Genomic DNA, 9,931 nt, shown 5'->3' with positions numbered 1-9,931 from the left:
GTAATGGGTCGGTAAATAGGAGTATCCAAAGCATACACACTGAAAGTGTAAACTCTATATTGGGTAAAATATTTTAGTCAATACGTATTCACGATTTAAGCAGTGCGCTTTTAAAACAATTTGTTTTGGTCAGGCTATCCTACTTGGTCAGCAAGCTAAAAATAAAAAAAACAGAGTATTTATGGCTGGGGCTTATTATTATCTTTGTATTTTCAATATTAAAGCATGAACAATCATTTTAGAAACATTACTATAAAGGCCACAGGTGCAGTAAATTTATTTGTACAGGAGGAAATACAAAGCCTGTGGAGCGGGTATGGGAGTATTGTGCGTATTGCATTGGAGGGCGGTTCAATCCGGAGTGTTGTAGCCAAACATGTACGCATGCCCGCGCAGAACAAGCACCCCAGAGGATGGAACACCGATTTATCGCATTTACGCAAAGTGAAATCCTACGAGGTAGAAACGGCTTGGTATAAAAATTATAGCACGTGGTGCAATGTCGATTGCAGAGTACCCAAATGTCTGGCTCTGGAAGCAAAAGACAACGAAGTGTTTATGGTTATGGAAGATCTGGACAGTAGTGGTTTTGATACCCGTCTGTCGTCTGTTTCATGGTATCATGTAGAGGTCTGCCTTTCGTGGCTGGCTCATTTTCATGCTACTTTCCTTATGCAAAAACCGGAAGGGCTTTGGTCAGTTGGCACGTACTGGCATTTGGAAACCCGACCCGATGAGTTAAAGGTTTTGAACGATAAAGCTTTAAAAGAGGCCGCTCCGATTATAGATAAAAAATTAAACGAGGCCAATTACCAGACCTTTGTTCATGGCGATGCCAAACTGGCCAATTTCTGTTTTTCGGCGGATGGCAAAAAAGTGGCTGCCGTAGATTTTCAGTATGTGGGCGGTGGTTGCGGAATGAAGGATGTGGCTTATTTTATAGGCAGTTGCCTTAATGAGGAGGATTGCGAAAAATTGGAGGATAAGATATTGGATTACTATTTTGTGGCGCTAAGAGATGCTTTGAAAAAGCAAGGCAAGAAAGTTGATTTTGATGAGATGGAAAATGAATGGCGCATGCTGTACCCTGTGGCCTGGACTGATTTTCATCGGTTTTTAAAAGGGTGGAGTCCCGGCCATTGGAAAATAAACAGCTATAGCGAACGCCTGGCGCGAGAGGTGCTGCGGGATATGTAGGGGCAGGGGGCTTCTAAGCGGAAAGGTTTATAACCACCCCGCCTGCTATTTCGTGCCTCAATAGCATCCACCCCGCCTTTAAAAGGCGGGGAGCTGTCGTAACTTGCATTCTGTCAAATATGTAGAGCAATCGGATATAACCAGCTCTTTTCTTTTTTAGGTTGGAGACTGGATTGTGCCTAAAAAAAAGCAAGGGTTTATACTCGGAGAAGGGATGGGGATTTATAAAAATGTACTCCAATTTTACGACAATTATCAGCAGTACAACAAAAAAATGTAACATGCATCTAAAACCGGAACAATTAAATAAGCTCTGTGCCATTGCAATCAACGCAGCAACAGAAGCCGGCCATTACATCTCTACCCGTGCCAATAAAGCTGTACGGGTAGAACTAAAACAGAGCGGAACAACGGATGGGGATACGGTATCCGGTGGAAGCACATTGGCATCGCAGGTTGTTACCGAAGTGGATTTGATGAGCCAGCAGATTATCCTAAAGCATTTGACGCCTACCCTTGAAACTTTTGATTTAGGTCTGCTGACAGAAGAATCGGTAGATAATTGTTCTCGTTTTGCGAAAGATTATTTTTGGTGTGTTGACCCTTTGGATGGCACCCTGCCTTTTACCGAAGGCAAACCCGGCTATGCAGTATCCATTGCTTTACTTACAAATACAGGTGAAGCATTAGTAGGTGTGGTATTTGATCCGGTACGGAAAAGCCTGTATCATGCCATCAAACAACAAGGGGCATTTAAAAACTATGAAAAGATAATCGTACATGCCCGTTCGGATGTGTTTTCATTTATCACCGATAGGGGTTTTATCACACACCCCGGGTTTCGGAAGATTAAAGCACAAGTTAAGCAATACATGTACGCTATTGGCTACAGTAAATTTAAGCAAATTGATTACGGTGGCGCTGCCATGAACGCCATTTGGGTGATGGAAAACAGTCCGGCTTGTTATTTTAAACTACCCAAGGCAAGTATAGGCGGAGGAAGTATCTGGGACTTTGCCGCAACCACCTGTATTTTTAAGGAACTTGGGCTGTCGGTTTCTGATTTCGGAGGTAATAAACTGAAGCTCAATAGCAAAGAAACTACTTTTATGAACCGGGATGGGGTTATTTATGCTTCCGATGCTAAGACAAGTGGGTTTATTCAAAAATTGACAGTTAAATTTTAATTGGGATGCAAGTCTGACGCAGGAAAAGATGAAATAGGTTGATATTTGGCTATTATAGAATCGCCTGTCAAATATTACATTTTTAAAGTGAATGCTTTGTTTTTTACTGCCTTATTTTTTATTCGTCTTTGTTCAAATATCCTTACATTTAACCATCGGTACAATAATTTGTAATAAATGAAACAGCTACTTGTTAAGCCTATTGTTATGGTGCTGCTACTTATTGTGGTGCCAACTGTCTTGCTTACAGTGTTTCAGCTTAATTCGCTCAATCAACAAGAAGAGAATTTTGAAAGGATCTATCAGCGTCAACTAAAGTCCGTTATATTTTCGTTAAATATGTATGCCGATGACGTGGTGGGACAATGGGTTTCTAAAATATCTGTGGCCAACCAAACTCCTATCGATAGTAAAACTAAAATCTTTGAATTTATCAAAAGCACCCCGCAAATTAAGGGTGTATTGCTTTATCCGTATAAAAAAAATAACGAAACTGATCATACCCTGGTGGTTGGCGATATCCGTTCGGGGTTAATTCAGGAGATTCAGGATTCGTGCAAAGCCAACACTACCGATATCACCCGTTTGTTCACCTACCTCCAAAATAATTATCAAAAAGTAGTGCCGTTTAGTCTGGCTACATCTCCTCAATATAGTGCTTTTGTTTTTGCAACGAGCGATAATGATGGAAATAAATGGCTTGGCTCGGTGCTTGTAGATACCGAAAAGTTTTTAATTGATTTACTTGTACCCCGTATCCAATCCACGGCACAGCAGGATATGGCTATTGCCATTAAAAACATCCGCGATGACAGTATTTTGTACGCCAACAATAAAGAAACGGAATACGACGATAGTGATATAAATGAAACTTTATGGCAGCTGCCCCATTATGCGATTTACTTAAAACCATTGGGCAATACCGCAGAGGCTTTGATGAATAAAAGAAGCAGAAATAACTTGTGGCTATTGATAATGGTGGACTTGGTATTGTTGATAGGAGCCGTATTGATATATGCTAATGTGCGCAAGCAGCTGCAACTGGCCAAAATAAAAGCCGATTTTGTATCTAATGTTTCGCATGAGATACGTACCCCGCTGGCATTGATCAGTATGTATGCCGAGAGCCTTCAGCTTAAGCGGGTGAGCAGTGAGGAAAAGCTACAGCGCAGTTATCAGGTTATTTACAGAGAGTCCAGGCGTTTATCGGGGATAGTGAATAATATCCTTAATTTTTCGAAAATGGAAAGTGGTAAGCGGAAATTTAGGTTTGACACTTTCGATTTAAACGAAAATATCCGCCAAGTGTTGGGCAGATACCAGTATGCAACGCAAGCCAACGATGTGGAGTTTATACTGAATATCGACAAAACGATACCGAACGCATGGGGAGACAAAGAGGCTGTTGATGAGGTATTGGCCAATCTAATAGACAATGCCATAAAATACAGTAAAAACCAAAAGTATGTTGAGATTACCACCGGTGCGGAGGATGATATGGTTTGGGTGGAGGTGAAGGATCGCGGCATAGGTATTCCTCAAAAGGAACAAGCCCTGATATTCAATCAATTTTATAGGGTCACCGTGTCCAATTTGGCGCAAGAGGTTAAAGGCTCCGGTTTGGGGCTGAATATTGTAAAAAAAATAGTACATGCACACAATGGTTCTGTATCCGTGCAGAGCCAGCCCGGAAAAGGAAGTGCTTTTAAAATTTATTTACCAAGCACAAGAGATAAGTTGTGAATTAATTGGGTTAAAGGATAAAAATAAGATGGAAAAAATATTAGTGGTAGAAGATGAGCCCGATATGGTAATGGGCTTGAAGGATAACCTGGAGTACGAAGGCTATGAGGTGGATATTGCCAGCGATGGTGAAGATGGATTGGCTAAAATATTGACCTCGCGGTATGATTTGGTTTTGTTGGATGTAATGCTTCCAAAACTGTCGGGTTTTGATGTTTGCAAAAGAGCCCGTAAAAGTAAAATTCAAACGCCAATTATCTTTCTGTCTGCCAAGGGCGAGGAGCTCGATAAGGTGATCGGTTTGGAATCCGGTGCCGATGACTATATCACCAAACCCTTTTCATTGCGCGAATTGTCTGCCCGCATCAAGGCCGTTATCCGCAGGACATCTGCACACGACTCGCCCGGCGATGGAGAGCGTGCCCAAATAGGCAGGTTAACAGTTGATTTTAATAATTATACGGCCTATGAAGGAAAGCAGCAAGTGAAAATGAGTTTGAAAGAACACGAGATACTGCATCATCTGTGGCACAATAAAAATCGTACCGTTAGCCGCGATAGCTTGTTGGACGCCGTTTGGGGATTTAATTATCAGCCTACCACCCGCACCATTGATAACTTTATTTTAAAGCTTAGGAATAAGGTAGAGCATAACCCCAATAACCCAGCTATACTTCTTACCGTTCACGGAGTTGGCTATAAGTTGGTGTTGGGTTAAAAAAGTTTTTGATGACATTTTGATGACAACTTTTTACATGGTATGACATGGCAATGACAGCCCTGTGTTATGAGCACTATACATTTGTAGAGTAAATAACAATCATCATTAATCATCAAAAACTTACAGTCATGAAAAAAACAACATTTTTAACAGTATTATTGGTTTTGTTTATGAGTATTGGAAATGTTCAGGCCGAAAAATTAAATCAAAAAGAGGTGATCCGTAAAATGGCAAAACAAATTCAAAAGGACATTAAGCGTTCTTTTATAGATGAAGATTTAAGTTTGTATGTGGGTAAAAACGAAAAGGCAAAGTTGCTGGTAACAGTCAGAGTAGATAGAGATAGCCATATTAAAGTACTGAAAACGGAAGGTGAGTCCGAAGAGTTTCGCAATTGGGTGAGATCAACCATTAACAACAGGGAACTAAAAACAGATTCGCTGTGTAAATATCGGGTGTTCCGTTTTCCAATTACCTTTGTTTATAAAGAATTCTGATAAGATTAGTTTGGTAACTTATGTGATAATAGAATGAGATTTAAAATATTATTGACATTGCTTATAGCAATTACCCTTGCATCGCCTGCTCAAAAACTCAAGCAAATAAAATCCTTAAGCGGATACTGGAGTTTTAGTGTAGGCGATGATGTAAAATGGCGATTGCCCGATCATGTTTTTTCGGGATGGGATCGGATTTCAATAGGTACCAATTGGGAAAGCCAGGGCTACGATGGTTATAACGGTTATGCCTGGTATAAACGAAGGGTAGAAATTCCCAAGTTGTCGGCCAATACAAAATTAATATTGCAGATAGAGCGAATTGATGATGCCGATGAAGTGTATTTCAATGGCACTTTGATTGGCCGTATGGGAGGATTTCCGCCTGATGTACAAACGGCCTGGTCGCAGGTAAGGCGTTATCCGGTACCCTCGGAGTTGATACATTTCGATGGCGCTAACGTGATAGCGGTAAGGGTTTACGATGTTTATTTAAACGGAGGTATCCTCGGGCAGGCAGGTTTGTATATCGATGCGGCTTCAACGTACATGCTGACGGATTTATCCGGCTTGTGGAAGTTTAAGCCGGGCAACAGTCAAAGGTATAGTGATTACAACTACAACGATGAAAGCTGGGATACGGTGAATGTACCGCAAACCTGGGAATCGCAAGGTTATCCGAATTTGGATGGATATGCCTGGTATCGGAAAACTTTTAGCTGGGAAAGGGCAGGCTCAGGTGAAGATGTGGTGATGGTGCTGGGTCGGATTGATGATAAAGATATGGTATATCTGAATGGACAATGGATAGGCTCTATTGACGAAATGAAAAAAGGTTCTTACCATGCCGGTAAGGAAGATTATCAAACACTTCGGGCTTATAGGATACCTCGTAATATGCTACATAGAGGTAAAAACGTATTGGCCGTAAGGGTTTGGGACGACCGTTTGGATGGAGGTATATACGAGGGCCCCCTGGGGATAATGACCGTTCAGGCATTTGAGAGCTACTTTACCGAACATGAAGAACGGAAGAGCTTATTTGAGTATTTTTTAGATCGTTTTTTTGATTAATATGGGTATAAAGTTTTTAATGGTTTCGTTTTATTGCTGCTGTTCGATAACCCTTGGTGCTCAACAGTACAAAAGTCTGATGAATCTGGAAGGGCAATGGAAATTTTCGTTGGGCAACAAACCCGAATGGGCCAAGCCTGGATTCGACCATTCTGCTTGGGAAGAGATTGATGTCCCTTCGCCCTGGGAGACGCAGGGCTTCAACGGTTACAATGGTTACGCCTGGTATCGGAAATTTATAACCTTATCTGCAAAACATAAGGAAGAAAAATTGGTGTTAGAATTAGGTTATATAGATGATGTGGACGAGGTGTTTTTTAACGGTGAAAGAATAGGAGGCTCCGGCCAGTTTCCACCTGATTTTGCTACCGCCTACACCGCCCGACGCATGTACCCCATCCCCGATAGGCTGATACGATATAACAGCGCTAACCTTATAGCAGTAAAGGTATTTGACCAGCAATTGGAAGGTGGCATTGTTCGGGGTGAAGTGAGGTTGCTATCTGAGAAAAATCCATTGAAAACTTTTTTAGACTTGCAGGGAGAATGGGGCTTTCGTATTGGCGATAATATCGATTGGCGCTACGAATCGGACGATGCAGATGGCTGGGGTAGCATTTATGTGCCCGGTGCATGGGAAAATCAGGGATACAAACGTTACGATGGCTACGCATGGTACCAAAAAACATTTATGGCCAACAGTAATTTCAACTTGGACAGGGTGGTGTTGCTTGTAGGTAAAATAGACGATCTGGACGAAGTATTTGTGAACGGTGTTAAAGTTGGACAGACGGGTTTTATGGAGCCGGAGCGGGAACAACACCAGTATTCGCTGGCCTATCAGCAATTGCGTGGTTACCTTATACCGCAAGGCCTTATCCATCCCGACAAGAAAAATACCATCCACGTTCGCGTGTCCGACTTTTATCAGGAAGGTGGTATTGTTGAAGGCCCCGTAGGTTTTATAAAACAGGAGGATTATATCCGGTATTGGCGCAATAAAAAAATGGATAGGTAAAAGTTTGTATTTGCAAAAAACACATCAGCCAGCCGCATGGTGCCGCGGCATCGCACTAATGCTGTCCACATCGGTTTAGCAAAAAAATTAAAACTCCACTATAACACCCAGCGTTGGCAGCAGGGTGCCATTCTCGGTATATATTCGGTCAAATTCGTAACGTTGTTGGTTGGCGTCAGAATTGGGGTTGGCAATAATGGGCGAACCGTTGGTATCCAGTTTTTGAACATATTTCACGGGCTCCTTTATTTTGTAATTGTATAGGTTTTGAATATCCAGGTAAACTTCGAGCGACCAGCTGTTGAACAGGTAACGTTTGTCAATCCTCACATCTAACTGGTGAAAATTTTCCAGTCGCTGGCTGTTAAAGCGGTCATAGTCCAGGTACTCTTTTCCTGTGGCATCCCAGGCCTGCACCAGGGTAGTGGTGTTTTCATCTACGGGGGTGTAGGGTAATCCGCCCAGAAAACGCCATTTTAAACCGATGTCCCAATTATTTTTAAGTGTTTTATTGATGGTGGCGGTAAGCAGGTGCTTACTGTCCCACGAGCTGGGTACATACTCTCCCAGAAGGTTGCTAAACTCGCTTCGTACAAAAGTATAGGCGGCAATAAAGCTTAACCCTTTGGGTGAGCGTTGACGAGCCATTACTTCAAATCCATAGGCTCTTCCGCTGCCCGTGGATTGTACGGCTTCATCGCCAACTACACCAAAATCACCCCCCTTACTGGCCAGCGAGATACTATCTTTTAACGAGATAGGATAATCGCTATAGTCTTTAAAAAAACCTTCAAGGGTTATTTTTGAATAATTATTGGGCCTTAGTTCAAGTCCGACAACCGTATGGTCGGCATAGATATATTTTAGGTCGTTTTGTTTGTTCACGAGTGCTCCTTGGGTATTGCGATATCCCATGGTTGTAAACGAAGGTAACTGATAATAGCGTCCCACATTAAAATTAAAGAAAAATTGGGGCGCCAACTGCAATGAAGCCGAAAAACGCGGACTGATTTGATTGAAAGGGTTGCGCATGTTGTCGGAATAGGAAGAGGCGTCTACCCTAAGACCCAACGACAAGTTTAATCTATCGTTAAAAAGAGGAAGCCCCGCCGAACCAAACGCCCCGTATTTAATAAAGTTAAGTTCCGAATGGTAATTAATTTCATTGGGTGCGCCATTTATAAAATCCAAACGATAAGTAGAATTAGAATAGTAGGCAGCTTCTAACGAAATACCCGTGTTAAATCGTAGGTTACCGGTTTTTGTGTCTAATTCTGCTCTGAACTTATTTTCAATCTCCTGCGATTGATAATTATAAGTGAGATTTTCGCCACGTTCTACGTTATTGCGGTATTTGATGGCTTCGTTATTCAAGTGACTCCGGCTGGCAATTAAAGTAAGATAACTCTTTCCAAAAAAATGTTTGTAATTGGTACCGAGGGTATAATTCCATTGATTATTCACCGGCAGGTAGGATAAGATGTATTGGTTGTCCTGGGTATCGCTGGCCTTGTTATTCAGTTCAAAGTTGTCTATAGCCCCAAAGCCCAAAAAGGATATTTCGTTTTTGGCATTGATGCGGGTTTTGGTTTTAAACTGAAAATCGTTAAAAGTGGGTAAAAAAGGCAGATCCAGTGCCTTAAACAAAAATTGCAAGTACGAACGGCGTACCGAGGCAAAGGCTGTTGTTTTTTTCGACAGCGGTCCGGAAGCCGAAAAGGCAATTTCGCTGGCACCCAGTACGGCTTTAAAATCGCTTTGGTCGTTGCTGCCGTCCTTTTGTTTAAATTCTAATACCGAACTTAGGGCGTTGCCTCTGGCCGCAGGAAATGCGCTGGAATAAAAATCTACTTCGCGTATAAAATCTACATTCAATATCCCCACCGGTCCCCCGGATGCCCCCTGCGTGGAAAAATGGTTGATCGTAGGGATTTCGATGCCATCGATGTAAAACTTATTTTCGGCGGGGCCACCGCCACGCACAATAATGTCATTGCGGAACGACACGGTACTGCCTACACCCGGAAAGGATTGTATTACCTTAGATATATCGCGGTTGGCACCGGCACTCCTTTCAATCTGGTCGATACCTATCCGCCGCAATGAAACGGGGCTTTGCATCTTTTGTGCAAAGGGCGACGATTTGACCGTTATTTCCGAGAGTGTTTCAGAGGTAGGTTCCATTAGTATTTCAATATAATTGGAGCGTATATTCGAAATCATTATTTCCTCGGTAACCAAACTTTTGTATCCAATAAACGAAAGCTGTAAACGAACAAACTCCCTATTGCTGATTTCAAGCGAAAACTGACCTGTAGAATCCGTGGTGGTGCCGTTGGTAGTATTGTAAACTACCATATTTACAAATTGCAAGGGAACGTTAGAATAGGCATCTTTGACCACACCCTTTAAAACCGGGTTTTGCGATAAAAGTGCAGTAGAAAAAGTCAGAAGGGAAATTATTATATAAAGGTTGAGTTTGTAGTTTTGCATC

8 protein-coding genes are annotated in these 9,931 nt (G+C 42.0%); 7 read left to right on the top strand and 1 reads right to left on the bottom strand.

The genetic code is table 11. The annotated features are described in order from the left end of the window. Nucleotides 1–225 precede the first annotated feature (225 nt). The 7 genes from FN809_RS11860 to FN809_RS11830 all read left to right on the top strand — a co-directional run bounded on the left by FN809_RS11860 (nucleotide 226) and on the right by FN809_RS11830 (nucleotide 7,437). A complete protein-coding gene (locus FN809_RS11860) occupies nucleotides 226–1,197 on the top strand; it encodes an oxidoreductase family protein (RefSeq protein WP_142533745.1) in 972 nt (323 codons plus the stop codon). Between the two features lie 281 nt (nucleotides 1,198–1,478). Beyond that, the gene (locus tag FN809_RS11855) at nucleotides 1,479–2,384 is read left to right on the top strand and encodes a 3'(2'),5'-bisphosphate nucleotidase CysQ family protein (protein WP_142533744.1); all 906 of its coding nucleotides are present in this window, start codon (nucleotides 1,479–1,481) and stop codon (nucleotides 2,382–2,384) included. A gap of 177 nt (nucleotides 2,385–2,561) precedes the next feature. Next, the gene (locus tag FN809_RS11850) at nucleotides 2,562–4,127 is read left to right on the top strand and encodes a sensor histidine kinase (RefSeq protein WP_142533743.1); all 1,566 of its coding nucleotides are present in this window, start codon (nucleotides 2,562–2,564) and stop codon (nucleotides 4,125–4,127) included. A gap of 28 nt (nucleotides 4,128–4,155) precedes the next feature. Next, nucleotides 4,156–4,845, top strand: a complete 690-nt coding sequence (locus FN809_RS11845; protein WP_142533742.1) for a response regulator transcription factor — start codon at nucleotides 4,156–4,158, stop codon at nucleotides 4,843–4,845. A 131-nt stretch (nucleotides 4,846–4,976) separates the two neighbouring features. Next, complete coding sequence (locus tag FN809_RS11840; RefSeq protein WP_142533741.1) at nucleotides 4,977–5,345, top strand: hypothetical protein; 369 nt, start codon at nucleotides 4,977–4,979, stop codon at nucleotides 5,343–5,345. A gap of 33 nt (nucleotides 5,346–5,378) precedes the next feature. Further along, nucleotides 5,379–6,419, top strand: a complete 1,041-nt coding sequence (locus tag FN809_RS11835) for a sugar-binding domain-containing protein (RefSeq protein ID WP_142533740.1) — start codon at nucleotides 5,379–5,381, stop codon at nucleotides 6,417–6,419. Nucleotide 6,420: 1 nt separating this feature from the next. After that, nucleotides 6,421–7,437, top strand: a complete 1,017-nt coding sequence (locus tag FN809_RS11830) for a glycoside hydrolase (protein WP_142533739.1) — start codon at nucleotides 6,421–6,423, stop codon at nucleotides 7,435–7,437. 87 nt (nucleotides 7,438–7,524) lie between these two features. On the opposite strand, the gene FN809_RS11825 is transcribed toward FN809_RS11830, so the two are convergent. Then, nucleotides 7,525–9,930: a TonB-dependent receptor gene (locus FN809_RS11825; RefSeq protein ID WP_142533738.1), complete on the bottom strand. Its 2,406-nt coding sequence runs from the start codon at nucleotides 9,928–9,930 to the stop codon at nucleotides 7,525–7,527. Between the last annotated feature and the right edge of the window lies 1 nt (nucleotide 9,931).

Source organism: Saccharicrinis carchari, from assembly GCF_900182605.1.
In the GTDB taxonomy this organism is placed as follows: Bacteria; Bacteroidota; Bacteroidia; order Bacteroidales; family Marinilabiliaceae; genus Saccharicrinis; species Saccharicrinis carchari.
This window is presented reverse-complemented; position numbering and strand designations above follow the sequence as displayed.